At 64.5% G+C, this 14,815-nt stretch carries 23 protein-coding genes; 6 read left to right on the forward strand and 17 right to left on the reverse strand.

What is annotated here, in order from left to right; translation table 11 throughout:
* The first annotated feature begins 186 nt into the window (after nt 1-186).
* Entirely contained in the window at nt 187-1,047 is an 861-nt protein-coding gene (locus E3T61_RS18365) for a sugar phosphate isomerase/epimerase family protein (protein ID WP_241992674.1), read from the forward strand.
* Between the two features lie 17 nt (nt 1,048-1,064).
* Here the strand turns inward: E3T61_RS18365 and E3T61_RS18370 are convergent, their stop codons facing one another.
* The 9 genes from E3T61_RS18370 to E3T61_RS18410 form a co-directional block, all read right to left on the reverse strand.
* Nucleotides 1,065-1,901, reverse strand: a complete 837-nt coding sequence (locus tag E3T61_RS18370; RefSeq protein ID WP_134642300.1) for an MBL fold metallo-hydrolase — start codon at nt 1,899-1,901, stop codon at nt 1,065-1,067.
* 31 nt (nt 1,902-1,932) lie between these two features.
* Nucleotides 1,933-2,394 (reverse strand): SRPBCC domain-containing protein, encoded by a 462-nt coding sequence (locus tag E3T61_RS18375; RefSeq protein WP_166793305.1) that lies wholly within the window; start codon nt 2,392-2,394, stop codon nt 1,933-1,935.
* Nucleotides 2,395-2,505: 111 nt separating this feature from the next.
* Nucleotides 2,506-3,099: a GNAT family N-acetyltransferase gene (locus E3T61_RS18380; RefSeq protein ID WP_134642302.1), complete on the reverse strand. Its 594-nt coding sequence runs from the start codon at nt 3,097-3,099 to the stop codon at nt 2,506-2,508.
* Between the two features lie 111 nt (nt 3,100-3,210).
* Complete coding sequence (locus E3T61_RS18385; RefSeq protein WP_134642303.1) at nt 3,211-4,068, reverse strand: pentapeptide repeat-containing protein; 858 nt, start codon at nt 4,066-4,068, stop codon at nt 3,211-3,213.
* 395 nt (nt 4,069-4,463) lie between these two features.
* Entirely contained in the window at nt 4,464-4,760 is a 297-nt protein-coding gene (locus E3T61_RS18390; RefSeq protein WP_134642304.1) for a hypothetical protein, read from the reverse strand.
* 839 nt (nt 4,761-5,599) lie between these two features.
* Nucleotides 5,600-5,842, reverse strand: a complete 243-nt coding sequence (locus tag E3T61_RS18395) for a hypothetical protein (RefSeq protein ID WP_134642305.1) — start codon at nt 5,840-5,842, stop codon at nt 5,600-5,602.
* A 290-nt stretch (nt 5,843-6,132) separates the two neighbouring features.
* Complete coding sequence (locus E3T61_RS18400; RefSeq protein WP_134642306.1) at nt 6,133-6,354, reverse strand: hypothetical protein; 222 nt, start codon at nt 6,352-6,354, stop codon at nt 6,133-6,135.
* 1,082 nt (nt 6,355-7,436) lie between these two features.
* Nucleotides 7,437-7,640, reverse strand: coding sequence for a DNA-binding protein (locus E3T61_RS18405; RefSeq protein ID WP_134642307.1), 204 nt, complete (start codon nt 7,638-7,640; stop codon nt 7,437-7,439).
* On the reverse strand, nt 7,637-7,906 hold the full coding sequence (locus E3T61_RS18410) for a hypothetical protein (RefSeq protein WP_134642308.1): 270 nt from the start codon (nt 7,904-7,906) through the stop codon (nt 7,637-7,639). Before E3T61_RS18410 ends, E3T61_RS18405 begins: the two co-directional genes overlap by 4 nt.
* Before the next feature lie 101 nt (nt 7,907-8,007).
* Between E3T61_RS18410 and E3T61_RS18415 the strand changes: the two genes are divergently transcribed.
* Entirely contained in the window at nt 8,008-8,304 is a 297-nt protein-coding gene (locus E3T61_RS18415) for a hypothetical protein (protein WP_134642309.1), read from the forward strand.
* Nucleotides 8,305-8,456: 152 nt separating this feature from the next.
* Here E3T61_RS18415 and E3T61_RS22510 read toward each other — a convergent pair whose 3' ends face one another.
* Nucleotides 8,457-8,807: a helix-turn-helix transcriptional regulator gene (locus E3T61_RS22510; RefSeq protein ID WP_338145544.1), complete on the reverse strand. Its 351-nt coding sequence runs from the start codon at nt 8,805-8,807 to the stop codon at nt 8,457-8,459.
* A 348-nt stretch (nt 8,808-9,155) separates the two neighbouring features.
* Here E3T61_RS22510 and E3T61_RS18425 point away from each other — a divergent pair, with 348 nt between their 5' ends.
* The 4 genes from E3T61_RS18425 to E3T61_RS18440 all read left to right on the forward strand — a co-directional run bounded on the left by E3T61_RS18425 (nt 9,156) and on the right by E3T61_RS18440 (nt 11,123).
* Complete coding sequence (locus E3T61_RS18425; protein ID WP_134642310.1) at nt 9,156-9,695, forward strand: hypothetical protein; 540 nt, start codon at nt 9,156-9,158, stop codon at nt 9,693-9,695.
* Between the two features lie 191 nt (nt 9,696-9,886).
* Complete coding sequence (locus E3T61_RS22720; protein WP_420898503.1) at nt 9,887-10,060, forward strand: helix-turn-helix domain-containing protein; 174 nt, start codon at nt 9,887-9,889, stop codon at nt 10,058-10,060.
* A 17-nt stretch (nt 10,061-10,077) separates the two neighbouring features.
* Nucleotides 10,078-10,434 (forward strand): hypothetical protein, encoded by a 357-nt coding sequence (locus E3T61_RS18435; protein ID WP_134642312.1) that lies wholly within the window; start codon nt 10,078-10,080, stop codon nt 10,432-10,434.
* Nucleotides 10,435-10,706: 272 nt separating this feature from the next.
* Nucleotides 10,707-11,123 carry a hypothetical protein gene (locus E3T61_RS18440; protein ID WP_134642313.1) on the forward strand — a complete coding sequence of 139 codons (417 nt, stop codon included), beginning with the start codon at nt 10,707-10,709 and terminating at the stop codon, nt 11,121-11,123.
* Nucleotides 11,124-11,131: 8 nt separating this feature from the next.
* Here the strand turns inward: E3T61_RS18440 and E3T61_RS18445 are convergent, their stop codons facing one another.
* The 7 genes from E3T61_RS18445 to E3T61_RS18470 all read right to left on the reverse strand — a co-directional run bounded on the left by E3T61_RS18445 (nt 11,132) and on the right by E3T61_RS18470 (nt 14,760).
* Nucleotides 11,132-11,449 carry a hypothetical protein gene (locus E3T61_RS18445; RefSeq protein WP_134642314.1) on the reverse strand — a complete coding sequence of 106 codons (318 nt, stop codon included), beginning with the start codon at nt 11,447-11,449 and terminating at the stop codon, nt 11,132-11,134.
* Nucleotides 11,430-11,714, reverse strand: a complete 285-nt coding sequence (locus tag E3T61_RS18450) for a hypothetical protein (protein WP_134642315.1) — start codon at nt 11,712-11,714, stop codon at nt 11,430-11,432. Before E3T61_RS18450 ends, E3T61_RS18445 begins: the two co-directional genes overlap by 20 nt.
* 55 nt (nt 11,715-11,769) lie before the next feature.
* Nucleotides 11,770-11,973 (reverse strand): hypothetical protein, encoded by a 204-nt coding sequence (locus E3T61_RS18455; protein WP_134642316.1) that lies wholly within the window; start codon nt 11,971-11,973, stop codon nt 11,770-11,772.
* A gap of 129 nt (nt 11,974-12,102) precedes the next feature.
* Nucleotides 12,103-12,225 (reverse strand): hypothetical protein, encoded by a 123-nt coding sequence (locus tag E3T61_RS22515; RefSeq protein ID WP_255455712.1) that lies wholly within the window; start codon nt 12,223-12,225, stop codon nt 12,103-12,105.
* A 26-nt stretch (nt 12,226-12,251) separates the two neighbouring features.
* The gene (locus tag E3T61_RS18460) at nt 12,252-12,881 is read right to left on the reverse strand and encodes a hypothetical protein (protein WP_134642317.1); all 630 of its coding nucleotides are present in this window, start codon (nt 12,879-12,881) and stop codon (nt 12,252-12,254) included.
* Nucleotides 12,882-12,922: 41 nt separating this feature from the next.
* The gene (locus tag E3T61_RS18465) at nt 12,923-13,624 is read right to left on the reverse strand and encodes a hypothetical protein (protein ID WP_134642318.1); all 702 of its coding nucleotides are present in this window, start codon (nt 13,622-13,624) and stop codon (nt 12,923-12,925) included.
* Nucleotides 13,624-14,760: a hypothetical protein gene (locus E3T61_RS18470; protein ID WP_134642319.1), complete on the reverse strand. Its 1,137-nt coding sequence runs from the start codon at nt 14,758-14,760 to the stop codon at nt 13,624-13,626. Before E3T61_RS18470 ends, E3T61_RS18465 begins: the two co-directional genes overlap by 1 nt.
* Nucleotides 14,761-14,815: the final 55 nt, after the last annotated feature.

The following is a 14,815-nucleotide window of genomic DNA, read 5'->3' on the forward strand; positions in this document are numbered from 1 at the left end:
CCAGGCAACCCAAGCCCCCGGCCCTACCGGGCCGGGCCTGCATCAACGACCCCCGCAAGAAACCCAAACCCAACCTGTCTCAAACAGGTTGACAAATACCGTGCGCCGGACGCAATCGTCCGCTTCGGCAACAGTTGTCCGGCTCGGCTCACCCCAACCCATTCCAACCCAAGGAGAATGACAGTCATGGCCACAATCGGCGTTCAAGCAATGATGCTCAAGGACAACTTCGCAGCGGTTGGCGCGTTCGAAACGCTCCGTGCGGTGAGCGAGATCGGCTATCACGCCGTCGAGATCTCGCAGATTCCGATGACCCCCGCCAACGTCGCTGAGCTCAGCCGCGCTCGCACCGAGCTCGGTATGGACATCGCGTCGCTCTCGGCGTCGCTGTCGACCATGCCCGGCCGACCCGGCGAGTCCCTCACCGAGGGTTTCGACAAGATCGTCAGCGACGCCAAGACGCTGAACACCTCCATGGTGCGTATCGGCATGCTGCCGTTCGAGGCCATGGCGTCGATGGATGCCGTGCTCGAGTTCTGCGACGCCACCAACGCGATGGCCGCCCGGCTGAACGACGAGGGCATCGGGCTGTACTACCACAACCACCACATCGAGTTCGCGAAGTACGACGGCACGCTGCTGCTCGACATCATCGCCGAGCGCGCCCCGCTGATGGGTCTGGAGATCGACGTGCACTGGGTGCAGCGCGGCGGCCTGGACCCGGTCATCACGCTGAAGAAGTACGGCGAGCGGGTGTCGATGGTGCACCTGAAGGACTACCGCATCGGCCAGATCCCGCCCACCGCCTTCGAGGCCCTCGCCGCCGGTGACCACGCCGCATTCATGGCCGCGTTCACCGGAGTCGTGCAGTTCGCGGAGGTCGGCGAGGGCAACCTCGACTTCGCCGCGATCATCGACGCCAGCGAGGAGATCGGCGCCCGCTACCTGCTCGTCGAGCAGGACGAACACTACGGGCGCACCCCGCTGGAGTGCCTGCAGACCTCGTACGACAACCTGGTCGCACTCGGTTACGGGCACCTCTTCTAACGCGCAACTGTTGAGAGTCAGCTGCCCAGCTGGGCGCCGCCCTGGGCAAAGGCCGATTCCAGCATTGCCCTCGGCCACAGCGTGAAAAGAGCGTGGTCGCCGGGGATCTCATCCAGCGAAATGCCGGCGGCCGCACACGAGCGGATGGTGTCGGCCACCTTCTGCAGGGAATCCCTCTGGCGCAGCACGAAGTCCCGGTGCACCACCGCACCGTGGCCCGGCACGACAATGTCTCCCGGCTGGATCATCTGCAGCAGGCCCTCGAGCACGGCGGGCCAGCCCAGCGGGTAGCTCCCGGACCCGAACATGGGCGGGCCGGACTCCTCGACGACGTCGCCGAGCAGCCACACCCGGCAGTCCGGAATGAAGACCGCCAGGTCGGTGTCGGTATGGCCGGGGTCCAGCGGAATCAGCTCGATCGTGCGCCCACCGGCCACGACAGAGAAGGGCGCCGCGACCGGCACGCCGGGCGGGGTGAGCACCACATCGGCCCACCGTTTGTCTGGTTCGCGGGACGGGTCGGCCTGTTGCACGGCAAGCCGTGGACCTTCGTACTCGGCGTAGTGCCGGTCTATGAGGTGGTGGCCGTAGATCGGCGCCGACGGGAGCGCGGCGAAGGACTGGTTGCCGAAGGTGTGATCGTAGTGCGCGTGGGTGTTCACGACCGCCACGATCGGGAGTTGGAACCGGACGGCGATGTCCTGGATGAGCTCGTCGGCCTCGGCCGGGTTGTTGCGGGTGTCGACGACCGTGAGGCCGGTGGGCCCGACCACCACGATCACAGAGACATCCATGGGGTCGTAGCGGCGCTGGAAGACGCCACGACCCACCTCGAGCCAGCTGGATTCGGTCATGGCTCGAGGGTAGTCGCCTCCTGGCTGGGCGCTACTCGGCGTCACCCTCGAGCAGGATCGCGAGCTCGTCGAGTTCGACGTCCCAGCCCTCTCGGTTCTGCTCAAGCCGTTCGCGACGGTAACGGGTGCCGCCGGGGAGTGTGTCGAAGCCCGATTCGATCACCGTGACATCCGTCCCGGTACCAGCATCGGCGACGGTGAAGCTCACGTGCGTCGCGTACTCGTCGAGCTCGTCGGCGGGGATTCCCGACCACCGGAAGCCGAACGATTCGTTGGGCACCACCTCGGTGATTTCAATCGGGAAGCTGCCGTAGCCGTCCCAGTCGATGCTGCCGGTGGCACCGGGCTCGAGCGCGGCGAACCCCACGGCGTCGCCGAACCATTTGACCATCACCTCGGGGTCGGTCAGCGCCGTCCAAACGCGCGCGCGCGGGGCCTCGATGTGCACGGTGCGGGTCACGGTGTGGCCCTTGATTCTTGCGTGGTCAGACACGGTGTTTCCTTCACGTTCGAGCTGAGCTCGACGGGACAGTGCCCGCCGAGCGGCACGTCAACCAGTTCTGCAAACGCGCCTCATCGAGCGTACCCATGATTACGAAATCGTTCACGAGCAAGTGAGACGCTGGTCGCCCGATTCTGCTTGGCGTGAGCGCGCACTGGTCGTCAGCCGCGCGTACATGAACATGTCGCACGGTTTGCCATCGATCCGCTCCCAAGCGCGGAGTAGGCCCTCGCGTTCGTAGCCCGCGCGCTCAGCAGTTCGCCAAGAGCCGCTGTTCCATGGCTCGACGTACAGTTCGACCCGATCAAGTTCGGCGAGGTTCAGCGCCCAGGCCGTGAGTATGCCGAGCGCCTCCGCGGCGTACCCCTGACGGCGTTGGGAGGGCGCGATCCAGTAACCCACACTGGCTCGCGCGCCCGCGCCAGATGAGAAGAACAGTCCGATGTGCCCGACCGCGACGTCCGACGCGTCAGCGATCGCAAAGACATAACCCGCGCGCGTCGCTAGGCGATCTCGTTGGCGAGCAATGAAAGCCAGGGCCTCAGCTTCACCGTCCGTTGACGGGACAGTCGTGAGGATGGGGATCAGGGAGTCCCCGGAGGCTTCTTGAACTATCGGGGCGTCCGAGTCACGCCATTCACGCAGGATCAATCGCCGGCCGTGAAGGGTCGGCAGGTCAAGGGGGCCGTCAGTCATACCGTGATCCTTTCACGGGCTGATGCTCATGGTCGGCCTGGAGTTCTCCGGGGTAGGCCTGTTCGACGGCACGGCGCTGAACAGACCCGGAGGCGTATTCCGTCCCGGCACCTAGGTGAGCCAGTGCCGCGGCCGGCGGAGGACAGCCGGCAGGACGGTTGTGTTGTCGCCCTGTGCTGCATCGATTTGTGATTGGGTGAGAAACAGCGCATTCGATAGGTCCGCACCCTCGAGCCGCGCGTCGCGCAAATCGGCGCCGAGCAAGTCGACCCCCGCCAGGTCGCCTCGTCGAAGATCCGCGGCAATGAGGTACGCGCCACGGAGATCAGCTCCGCACAGACGAATCGATCTCAAGTCGCGGCCGACCAGGTCCGCTGACGGATGCAGGTCGTCGCTCATGCCGGTTTCGGCACTGGCGGCATAGCCACCGCGCGCCTCCTCACTCACATCGATCAACGTTTGCCGGACTGCTGCGCGAATACCTTCGACATCAGACGCGAGGACCGTTGACGCGTCGCCGTCGAGGGTTCGCAGGATCTCCCGTCGGAGCTGGGCCGTCGCCCCACAGAGCTCGGAGGTGGTTGCCCGTTCGGCCGCTTCGACGAGGTACCAGAGCATCTCGTGCAGCTGCCGGACGACGGAAAAACTACTGAACATCTCGGCGCTGGTGTCGGGCCGTTCCCGCCAGCTCTTTCCGCCGAACAGGTTCTGGGACACGTATTGGCCCGCACCGAAGCAATCGAAGACGGTGCACCCGCGAAAGCCACGTGGTCGCAAGGAGTCGTGGATGGAGCACGAGAAATCGTCTGCCAGATTCAGGCATGGAGTGCCCGCCGGCTTGTCGATCGGGAAGTCGGCGGATCTCTGGAACCCGAAGGCTGTGCAGCAGAGGGCGAAGCAGTCGGCGCAGTTCGCGCGGAGGGCCGAGCGGTCGTCAGTGGATGCGTCGGGAGAGTCGGTGGAGGTCATGAGTGAAGGGTCTTTCCGGGATGGTTTCGACAAGGGGCCAGGGTGCGGGGGAACTCCACCGGAGCTCCCCTACCTGGCGCACGAAATCACCGCCCCTCGTTGGAGGAGCGAACGGGTGTCGCTGAAGGGCCTCTGGGTCACAGAGAGAAGGAAGGTTTCACTGACGTCAGGGTAACCCTTCGTGCGCGCTGTCGGAACCCGCCGATGAGCGGGGGTGAATCTGAAATGATCGATTCCGCGCGCACGTTGGACGTGACCCGACGTGCCCGCATCGCTAGCGTGAGGTGCATGTTCGGACGACGCAAGCCATCCCACAGGAACAGCGTGCAGAGCCGCTCGAGCAGTTCGTACCCGGGCCCCGGCGTGTGTCTACGTGCCGGTGGGCGTCGTCACAGCTACTTTCCGCGCTGCGGCGCGACGCGGGGTGGCCGGAGGACCAGTACGTAGAGCGCAACCAGCGCGGCGATGAGGGCAGCCGAGACAAACACGATGATCCACGCGGCCGCGGTCGAGGTCGCTGCTCGTGACGTGTCGGTGTTCGAGGTCAGCGATGTCTCTGACAGGGGGTCGGTGTTCGGTGTGGGGCTGTTGGTCTGCCCAGACGGACCAGGGGTGCTGGTGGGTGTCGGGGCGGAAGACGCGACCACACCCTTCGGCTGCTCTGTGGTCGCGGGATCCGGTGTGGCTGCCACCTTCGGGGTCAGTGTTCCGGCTGGCGTGCCCGACGACGAGTCTGCTCGTGGAGGGGCGACCTCGGGCGCGACTGCAACGGGTGCAGGCGCAGGTGCGACGGCCACTGGTGCGACTGGAGCTGGTGTGACTGCGACAGGCTCTGGTGCGGGGACAGTCACTGGCGCCACGGGAGAGGGCGCTGGGTCAGGAACCGGCTCAGAAGTTGGGGCAGGCTCAGGCACAGGCACAGGCGCCGGGGTCGCATCGGAGGGTGCTTCCCCGGGGGCGGTTGCGTCGCTGGGCGGCATGCAGCCACCGGAGACGAGGGTCCACCCTGGGTTGCAGGTCCCCGCGCTGGCGGGCGTGGCGGCAAAAAGGCCGCCGAGGACGAGCGCACCGGATGCCACAACGGTGAGGAGCGCCCGCGTGAACGTGCGGGTCGCAGGCGGCGCTGCGTCCGGTGGCTCGATCGAATTCATGGTGTTCCCCCCAAAGGAATGTGATGGTGCCCGCTCAGCGTATTGGCTGACGGGTTGGCGCGGTGACGCTGGCGCTCTGGGTCGACGCCGTGTTCAGTTAACGCTTCACGCGGTCGCACTTTTTCTTTGTGTCTGTCTGGCCGGTCATCGTAGTTCGCTTGCGCGCCTTCCCCGGATTGCGCGTCCTCGATCGGTATGCCCCGAGCTGACGGGCCAACTCCAGTGAAGTGGTCACACCTTCGGTCGCCGTGATGCTCTAACGCTGTTATCCACCGCAATGCAGTCTGGCGCCCGCTCCGAAACAGCTACAAGGCGTCCTGCTTGGACCTACCTTCGCCAGGACCATGCGGGTCGGGTGGCTGCCGGCAACGTCAGTGGCGTCAGCTTGCGTCGGGGTCCTCGCCGTTCGCGACGGCTTCGATCCAGTCCGTCGCGGCATCTGAGAGTGAGAAGCCCGCCGGGCCGATGTGATAGATCCACCAGGGATCCGCTATGACCGACCCGCCTGCCGCCCTGATCTCAGTGACCATGTTCGAGGGTATGGATACAGAATCGCCGTTGTTGGCTGTCAGCCACTCCTGCGTCTCAGGCGACAACTTGGTCCACCACTGCTTTATGTCCATGCCCTCGAGTCTGTCACTCGGCACGGGGCCGCGCTGTTCTTATTCCGCGCCAGATTGCGTGCACTACGGCGCTCCCGCTCTCAACCGATTTCTCTTGACAGGCAGGCAAAAGAAAGAACGGGTTTCAGATGTGTCCAATCGGGGCCCGAAGGGCTCAGCCGAAAACGAGAAAACCCCCTGATTCCCTTGAAACACAGGGAAGCAGAGGGTTTATCTGTGGCGGTACCGGTGGGATTTGAACTCGCCGAACAACCCTGAAACGACGGGCCAGCATTCCCACTATCCCGGAATTACGCGGGTTTTGGGTCCGTTTGAATTTGCTCAATCGGAGTGGATTGTGGGGAGTTGTGGGGTTTGCGTGTGGGGTTGCCCGTTTCTTGCACCACTTCCGACTCGCTCGCCAGCTCGGCCATGAGGCGTCCGCGTTCGATGCGGATCAGCTCGGCGGCGATGATTGCGCCGGCTGCGTTGATGCACTCGGTGTATGTGCGGGTGGGCTTGTCCACGGTCATCGGGACTCAGATTCAGGGACCCCAAGTTCGGCAGCGGCGAGCCGCTTCTCGGCCAGGTCGTACATGGCGGCGGCAATGAGGACGCCGGCGCGGGCGAATGCGGCGTCGGACGGTCTGCCGTTGGCGGCCATCAGGCGGCCTGCGATTCGGTCCGTGCGGGCGTGGGGGTCGGCGTGGTGTCATCCATGGGCCGAGGCTATGTGTCTGCGCCAAACTGCCGGTAGCCCCCGATCGGGTCCGACCATGTCGCCCGAGTGGGCGCGATGGTCGCAACGGGGAGCCTGCATCATTTCGTTGGAGTCAACGAAAAGGTCGCGTGCAGCTGCTGGAGGGTCTGCGGAGTGTGCAGACCCTTCGTCCGATCCGGATGTTTTGCCGGCAGGGTCAAATCGTCCCGCCCGTCCCGGACAGGGGTAGGCACCAGACGCGTACCCTCCCGATGGGGTGATCACAGCTCACCCCACCGCGCACACCATATTCGTGACCTCACGAACATGGTCCATGGGCCGTTGAAACGGACCATGTTAGGGGGGTGCCTGAAATGGCCCGCCGGCCGGGGGTCCACACTGTGGACACCCCTGGCGCTCGATGGGGTACGCCAGACGGACCTCACCGCTACCGCTCTGACGTTATGGCCCCGGGCAGGTCGCGTTTCAAACGCGAGATGAATACGACGAAGTCACCGAGAATTTCGGAGGGGTCGCGTTTGAAACGCGACCCTTTGCGAGCTTCGGCTTGGTCGCATTTGATATGCGAGCAAGAGTTGCGGGCCAGCACGGCGGCGGCACGGGCATTGCTCACGCAAGGGGTCCCACGCGGTGGAAACCCTTGTCTCATCCGAAAAGGCACATGTACAGTGCGACCGCCGCGGCCTGGAACCGCCGCGAGGGTACTCAGATCTGAGTACCCTTTGCGAGCTCGGCATTGCCGACCCCATCGACTCCAGATCATTTCCGTGCGATCACGAACATGATCCGGGCTGCGGCATCCGAGGCCCCGCCGATCATTTTAGGGGCGTCCCTAAATCGTTCACGATGAGCGGGAAGGGTCACCACGTTTTTGTGGAACCCCTGCGGAGGTGCCTAAGGTTTGTCCACCGGCAGAGCGTCCAGCCAAGCGAGCAGCTCCTTCACCGTCAGGATCCGCTTGCCGTCGATCCAGCGAACGATGACGTCACCGCGCCTGATGATCTCCTCAAGCTTGGCCGGCGAGATGCCTACTGCCTCGGCGGCGTCCTTGACGGCGTAGTCGAGGGGCTGAGACCTGGGACGGAGGTCGGCAGTCACGGGGTCTTGCGGTCTAGCCAGTGACGGGCCGGCGGCATCGCGCCAGCAATTTTGGCCGGCTGCTCAGTCGGCTTCCATTGCAATCCCCCGAGAAGGAGCCAACCAACCGTGCTGAGCGATCCGAGGATGAACAGGCCAGCCGCAAAAGCCGACATGCCCAAGCCACTCAAGCCCATGGATCCGCTCGCGAGGAACAGCATTACCGAGAGGACCAGGCCGATCGGGCCGATTGCAAACAGTGCTGTCGAGTACGGGTTGGCCTTCATTGTCTGAGGCTAGTGGTCGCTGCACATCGGCGCTGCCCCCGAACCGGGGGCGCGACCACGACCGCCTTACCGCTAACCTCGGCGGGACACCAGGGGGCACCATGACCACACCATTCGTCGAGCCAAAGACCGTACAGGTCGAGCGCCGCAATCCGTTCGAGCTGGCGCTGGGGTTCGGTGCGATCGCTTCCGTGGTCGTCGGGCTCATGCTGTTCGTTGCGGCAACGTCGGCGTACAACCGCAACGGCGACACCGGAGCCCTCGTCTGGGCTGGCCTTGCTACGCAGCTGTGGCAGCTCGGTGTCGTCGTCCTCGTCGGGATGACCTTCTATTGGATGGTGCAGTGGAACAAGTCGAGCACGGAGCGGCGGCCTGTCGACGCCGCATCGATCGACTGAGCGTGAAGTCTCGCCCGGGACGAGAGTTGGCGAGGCCTGCCAGGGCGTCCGCGGCCGTGGACGCCCTCAGGGAGTAGCGAAACGCGACGCCCCTGCGTGAGACGGCGCGGGTCGGGCTGTCGCTACTTCCGTCGCTCAGGACGACAGAACCGTCACGAGGCGCCACCCTGAGCGTGGAGGTAATCGAGCCACGCGTTCACGTCAGCTTCGGAGTACCGCACTAGGCGCCCCATCTTGAATGAGCGAGGCCCAACCGGCTTCCCGTGCTGGGTCTGGGAGCGCCAGTTGCGTAGCGTCTGGACCGGGAGGCTCGTCATCTTCGCAACATCCTCAGTCGTGAGCGCGTGCGGGTTCCGGGCAGAGTGGCTCGGCGCCCCTTCATGCCTTGGAACGTTGGTACCTTCGATGCCCAGATCTAGCAGCGCAGCGCGCACTTCCTCACGAATGATCTGGCGCATAAGGGACTCGAATGTGGCTGACTCGCTTGGTGTCGTCTGTTTCATGGCCAGAGACTATCGACCGCCCGCCATGCCGACACGCCCAGGAATGCCCGCAGCTTGCGCACCGACGAATGATTCGGCGGGGGACCAGTAGGACTCGGGTTCGGTCTCGACGGGCGGCTCCGGGGCAGGTGTTAGATCACTAACACCTCGGCTCGCGGCCAAGTCCTTCGAGATCGTGAAGTTACTCACGCCGACAACCGGAGCAATCGCACGAGTGCTGAGCCCGGCGTCCGAAAGTTCCAATAGGCTCCTGACACTTCATCGGGGGCTTCCTCCAACACTCTGCCCCAGCTAGGCTCAGGCAGCCGATGAGGGGGCACTGTGACTGCTGGGGCTTGGTTCTTGATCGTGGTCGTGCTGCTCGTGATCGGATCAGCCGTCGGACTGTGGAGAGCGGCAGGCGCATCGATGGCGGCGAAACCGAAAGTCAGCTCGGCGTCGTTGGCGCCGGCCGTCATGACAGAAGACGTCCAGTCGGACGCACCCATGGATGCACTCATGGCCGAACTCGCCCGAAATCAGCCCCTTTACGCCGCGGTGCACGAGGCGCGAGTGCTGCGCGGTCGGGACGTGTCCGAATGGCTCTTCGAGGTCAAGCGCTTGAAGGCAGAAGGGCAGCTGGAAGAAGCGCTGGCACTGGCCTATGAATGCTCCGACACCCAGGAGAGATCTCACGCAATCTTCGCCCAGATCACACGTGACGGCGTGCCCATGCGCACATCCCCGTACTGGTCCAAGGACATCGCAATCATCCTGCGGAAGATGAAGGACTACGACGCCGAAGTAGGGTACCTCGAGGAGAAGCTCGACGCTGACCCCGAGAACATGGAGATCAACGCTCGCCTATCGAAGGCTCGCGTCTTGGCGGCAAAGGACGCCGCGCTGTAAACGTCGCGCCGGCAGCAAAAGACGACCGTTCAACTGCGTTAGCGTGGTACAGTTGAACAATGAGCGAGTCAATGAGCGTGAGGGCATCAGCCGCGGTTCTTGGCGTCAGCCCGACAACCATTATGAAGGACCTGAAGCGAGCCGAGGGTTACGCACCGGACGACACCGGCCGGATCGCGGTTGGGAAGGTCATGGGACTCGATGGGAAGGTAAGACCGTCGAGGCGCGTGGACACAACCGAGCGTGACGCTCGCATCTCCGAGCTTCGCGCGTCCGGCATCTCGATTCGAGCCATTGCGACCTCAGTGGGGTGCTCCGTCGGGACGGTACACCGCGTATTGAAGCCGCGCCCAGTCCGCCAATAGCCACCCGGAGCTCACACATGCCGAAACCAACTCCGATCCCCCCGGAAACCCGCCGACGCATCGCCTCGCGCATCAGCATGGGCGCCGGCCGCAATCAGATCGCCCGCGAGTTCGGGATCTCCACTGGAGTGGTGTCCAAGATCGCACGCGAGAACCGGCTCTACTTCGAGAACACCGGTGCTGCATCAGTGGCCACCCAAGCACGACAGATCGACCAGTGGGCCGTGCGCGTCGACCGCGAAGACGAACTGGTCCGGGCGTATCTCGCACTCACCAAGACACAGCGAGCGGACGGCACACAGACGCGAGAAGAGAAGCGGCTGTCCTACGCCCTCTACAACATCAACCGGCACCACAAGGGGCAATACCGCTGAGCGGACGTGAACCGGTCACGCCTACGCGCGCGCAGGCAGTGTGTACGCGTGTACGTCAAGGCCCCGGCTGCGAGTGGTCGCTGCAACGTTCGACAGCAAACGTGCGCAGGCGTGTGCGCGTGTAGGTCACGGTGAGCGCGGCGCAGCTCAAGCACGTTCTCGTGCTCTACCCCGACGCCGGCCGCGATCGCTTCGAATGAGGTGACAGGGGCGTCGTCGTGGGTGAAGATGGCGGGGGTGGTCATGACTGCAACTCCGATACGATTCGGCTCATGGAATGGTGGGGATGGGTTGCCTGGGCGCTGTCTGTGAGCGCCGGTGCGTACGGGGCCTGGCGGTCATGGAGAACGGACCGATCGCTGAAGCTGCTCGGCAAGAAGTGGGAATTTGTGCCCGATGGTGAACACAGGGACATGTACTTGCTCGCCAACCGGATGCCGCGCACTACTCGATATGTCGAAGTCACCGGTCCCATGGGGAAGATCATCGATCGATACCCGAAAACAGACCGCTTGGACTTGGGGCCGAACGAAGAGGCAACCTTCTACATCTTCACGTCGTACGACAATGAACCGGGACCGATGGTGGTCACTTGGAGTCACCGCCGAAACGGGCAGGGGAAGCGGCGAACCTGGCGCGGCCATCTGCCGTCACCTGTTGCACCGCCACCCTTTCAGCGAGGAAAGTGACACGTACCTCACTCGCTCGCTCGTAGGTAACGCTTCACGTCGAGGCGCACGAGGCTGCCTCTGCGCTGTTTGAGCCCGTACTTGTAGCGGAGGTTGGTCTGAGCCAGTTTGCGGCTCCTAAGGCGGTCTGAGAGGGCAGCCATGCGCCTTGCGGTGAACGTGTCATAGTCCAGCTGTTCGGCGACCAGGGCGCGCATTGTCTTCATCCAGGCGTCGTTCTCGGTCTGGTCGACCTCGAGCATCTCCATCTGCATGGCGCGGTTGGCGAGAGCCGCCCACGCTTGGGTGTCATCCCGCGCCGGCCAGCTAGTCCGGGCGCGTTGCACTGTCCCGTTCCTTCTCGTCGCGGATCTCACGCTCAATGAGCTTGGTAACGGTGTTCTGCGACTTCGCCCGGCTCGCCCCCGCCTTGAGTCGCCTGGCCATCTCGGCCCCGAGTCCGCTCTTCGCGGCGGCCAGCGCATCGCCATCGAGCCCAAGCGCGTCGATCTTGGCGAGCTCCTCTGCACGCCACTTGATGGCTTCACTCGCTGCCCGCAGCTTGGCCTTCCGCGTCTCGGTCTTCGAGCGTCTGATGATGTTGTCCGTCATGTGTGCCTCCGGTGTTAGGTCAAGTTGTCAGGTGCTGCGAGCTCGGCGCCGACGATCAGGCGTCATACCCCTGCGAGCGGAGGTAGTCATCCGTGATGCGCTTCTCACGCTTCGTCACTGAGTCCTGCAGCCGCTTCGCTTCGTTGTTGTCGATGAGACCCGCTCTATACGCGTCAACGATGTTCTGCATCGTTGGTATACCGGTGACCGGGTTCGAGTCGAGCCGTGCGAGGAGTTCAGCCATCGTTGCTTTTGCCATGTGATGATCCGTTCGTGTGATGGTGGGTGAGTGCGGGTGCCGCCCAGGAGGCAGCACCCGCGGCCGCCGTGTCCCCCGCGCCTCTCAGCGCGGCAGGGGTGGGACACGACGGAGCTTGTGAGGTCGAGGCTAGCGGCGGTACTTGGCCCGCAGAGCGTCGATAGAGGCGCTCAGGGCATCCGGCTCCGTGTCGTCTCCGTCCTGCCCGTCAGCGCGCTCCTGCGCCTCGATGTCGGCACGGCGTGCAGCCACGGCGGCATCCCTTGACGCCGACACGGTTAGGACACCCGCGCGCTGATGGCGCTCGGCTTGTCGCCACGGAGCACCGACTCGAGCGAGGGACCGTAGGGGATGGTTAGGCCGCCGTGCATCTCTGCGACCTTGTGCGCCGCTGCACGTACCCACAGCGAGGGCTCCTGGGGGATGTAGGTGATGCCGTCGCTGGTCAACGACGTGACCTGATCGCCCTGGGCCACACGCGCGGAGTTGGCCGGGTCGTGCTCGGCCGGGATACCTCCGTCCCATCCGACGACGGCCACGCCGCCGCGGGACATCTCGTGGTACGCGTCATCGAGCAAGGCGGTATTGCCCTTGATGACGATTGCCAGCCGGTCGAGAGCAACCACGGCTTCGTCGTAGGCCACCAGCGGGTCCACGTACTGACCGCCCGTGAACATCTTGGCCACGTCGACCTTGGTCTTCGCGCGGAGGTCGTCAGCGTTCTTGAGGCGCTTCGCCTCCGCTCGGTCTTGAACGCCCTTGAGAACGAGGCGGGCGAACGAGACTCGCTCCTTCGCCGCGGTGAGGTCGGCAACGGTGACGTCGCCGCCGTCGATGACCTGCTGCTCGAGCTGCGCCAGATCAGCTTCGGCTGCTTCGGGGGTGGCGGATTCGGGTGTGGTGGTCATGTCGTTCTCGTTTCTGCCAGCGGTGCTGGCGGTTGGGGTGGTCATACGGCGATTGCCGTCGACCGGTAGAGGACGCCGGTAGTCGGGTGCACGTAGAGGTTCGGCTTCTCTGTGGTCTGGGGCAGGCCGGTGATCGCCACCGCGGTTGAGGTGACCTGCACAGACTTCGCACCAGCCACCAGGGCGGCTGCTGTGGGCGTCACCCGGGCGAACGCGGATCCGGTGGCATTGGAGAGCACCACGCCATCCCCAGCGATCGCAGCGACCCACCCGGCGCCACTCCACGCGAGCCCGGGGTATCCGGAGGGAGTGACACCCAGAGTCGCGGACGGTGAGCCAGCCACGGTGATCTCGCCGCCGGCGCCGACGATGAGGTCACCTGTCAGGAGCGCGTTCCCGATGAGCTTGAGCAGTCCCGCGATGTCGATGTCACCAGTGACGTTGGTCTTGCCGATGATGTTCGTCGCACCCGTGATGTCCGTGTCACCGTCGAGGTCCGTTGGCCCGGTGACGATGACACGGCCGGTAAATGCGGCGTTCCCGTTGACCGCGAGGAGCCCGATGATGTCAAGCAGCCCGGTGACGTACTCCGAGCCGTTGACGATGATAGATCGGGTGCCGTTGAACTCCGTGTGACCGTCCGTGACCGACGTGCGAGCGAGGGGCGTGGCCGTGGCCAGGTTGCGGATCCGCCGGCCGACGTCCTTCTCCGCATTGCGGCCCAGGATGTCTCGTTGCGCCATCACTCACCGCCGATCGGCTGAAAGGTGGGCGTGAACGAGCCAGACAGGTCGCCGTCGATGGCCACCAGGATGTTGGGTGTCCAACCATCAGGGATGATCGGGTCGCCCCACGAGCCGAGCCGGAACGTGTCGCCCATCCGCAGTTCAGCAACGCTCGGGCCACCCTCGGTGCCAGGGGTCAGCATCTTGGCTGACCACTGCTCGGTACCCGTGGAGAAGGTAGCTAGATCGGCGTTAGCGTGCGCCTGGAGCGCGTCGTCACCATCGTCCCTGCCCTTGTACTCTTCGAAGCCTTCGACGGCCACGCTCGAGGTGGCGAGGCGCGCAGTCTTCACCGCCATGAGCATCTCTGACCCCGTGCCAACGGCGAAGGATACGTTGCGCTTCTTGATGCCGTCGCACTCGTATTCGACGTCGAAGAGGGCGGGCTCGTTCGAGTCCAGAGGGAATTCCCACGTGGTCCCAGCCAGCAGCGGGCTTCCGACTCGCAGGTTGATGAAGAACCGGCCGGTGGTCGCGTCCTTCTTCGGCTCCAGGTCGACGTCTGGGCCGTCCGGCATAGTCTGGACTTCCTGCAGCGCCGCCTCGACCGTGGTGAAGTTGAAGTCCTGGAACTTGCGCGTGTACGGGCCCGACTGGTCACCTGCAGTGCTGCCAAGTGGCAGCCCCGTCTCCGCCCGGATCGGCAGGTTGTAGTTCGCTGTCGCCCCCTGTGTGCCCGCCCAGATGATCCAGGGGATCATTGCCTTCAGCGAGAAGCCGGCGAGGTTGAGGATGTTGTCCGTCGTGTCACCCGAGTAGCCGTTGGTGCCGAAGGTGAAGCGCCTCGAGAGCAGCGCACGGAAGTCGACATGCTTGACGGTCCATTCCTTCTTGGCACGGACGTACCTGGAGCCGGTGATGACGCCCCAGTAGATCGGGACACCGTTCCAGGAGGTGACGATGGACCGGTCCCAGTCGCGGGTGAGGTCGAGCCAGTCGAGCTTCGGGGCGTTGGAGTCTCCGAGCTGGAACACGGTGCGCTTCTGGCCGGCTGCCATGCCGAGAGCGCGCCCCCAGCCGGATTCACTGGGGTCGTCGATGGATACGAGCGACTCCCCTGTGTCAGTTCGGACGATGTCGTGGGTGAAAGTCATGCGGATCTTCTCCTTGGTGTGGGTGATGCAAGGTCGTGGGTTGGCAGGGTTCGGG

Origin of the sequence: Cryobacterium lactosi, assembly GCF_004403945.1 — a bacterium.
In the GTDB taxonomy this organism is placed as follows: Bacteria; Actinomycetota; Actinomycetes; order Actinomycetales; family Microbacteriaceae; genus Cryobacterium; species Cryobacterium lactosi.

Excerpts from the sequence above, each read along its gene's own strand:
- E3T61_RS18435 (WP_134642312.1), top strand. The coding sequence starts at position 10,078 with ATGCCGAAACCAACTCCGATCCCCCCGGAAACCCGCCGACGCATCGCC.
- E3T61_RS18380 (WP_134642302.1), bottom strand. The coding sequence starts at position 3,099 with ATGACTGACGGCCCCCTTGACCTGCCGACCCTTCACGGCCGGCGATTG.
- E3T61_RS18460 (WP_134642317.1), bottom strand. The coding sequence starts at position 12,881 with ATGACCACCACACCCGAATCCGCCACCCCCGAAGCAGCCGAAGCTGAT.
- E3T61_RS18395 (WP_134642305.1), bottom strand. The coding sequence starts at position 5,842 with ATGGACATAAAGCAGTGGTGGACCAAGTTGTCGCCTGAGACGCAGGAG.
- E3T61_RS18465 (WP_134642318.1), bottom strand. The coding sequence starts at position 13,624 with ATGGCGCAACGAGACATCCTGGGCCGCAATGCGGAGAAGGACGTCGGC.
- E3T61_RS18365 (WP_241992674.1), top strand. The coding sequence starts at position 187 with ATGGCCACAATCGGCGTTCAAGCAATGATGCTCAAGGACAACTTCGCA.
- E3T61_RS18450 (WP_134642315.1), bottom strand. The coding sequence starts at position 11,714 with ATGACGGACAACATCATCAGACGCTCGAAGACCGAGACGCGGAAGGCC.
- E3T61_RS22510 (WP_338145544.1), bottom strand. The coding sequence starts at position 8,807 with ATGAAACAGACGACACCAAGCGAGTCAGCCACATTCGAGTCCCTTATG.
- E3T61_RS18385 (WP_134642303.1), bottom strand. The coding sequence starts at position 4,068 with ATGACCTCCACCGACTCTCCCGACGCATCCACTGACGACCGCTCGGCC.
- E3T61_RS18370 (WP_134642300.1), bottom strand. The coding sequence starts at position 1,901 with ATGACCGAATCCAGCTGGCTCGAGGTGGGTCGTGGCGTCTTCCAGCGC.
- E3T61_RS18470 (WP_134642319.1), bottom strand. The coding sequence starts at position 14,760 with ATGACTTTCACCCACGACATCGTCCGAACTGACACAGGGGAGTCGCTC.
- E3T61_RS18440 (WP_134642313.1), top strand. The coding sequence starts at position 10,707 with ATGGAATGGTGGGGATGGGTTGCCTGGGCGCTGTCTGTGAGCGCCGGT.
- E3T61_RS18400 (WP_134642306.1), bottom strand. The coding sequence starts at position 6,354 with ATGACCGTGGACAAGCCCACCCGCACATACACCGAGTGCATCAACGCA.
- E3T61_RS22720 (WP_420898503.1), top strand. The coding sequence starts at position 9,887 with ATGGGACTCGATGGGAAGGTAAGACCGTCGAGGCGCGTGGACACAACC.
- E3T61_RS18415 (WP_134642309.1), top strand. The coding sequence starts at position 8,008 with ATGACCACACCATTCGTCGAGCCAAAGACCGTACAGGTCGAGCGCCGC.
- E3T61_RS18455 (WP_134642316.1), bottom strand. The coding sequence starts at position 11,973 with ATGGCAAAAGCAACGATGGCTGAACTCCTCGCACGGCTCGACTCGAAC.
- E3T61_RS18410 (WP_134642308.1), bottom strand. The coding sequence starts at position 7,906 with ATGAAGGCCAACCCGTACTCGACAGCACTGTTTGCAATCGGCCCGATC.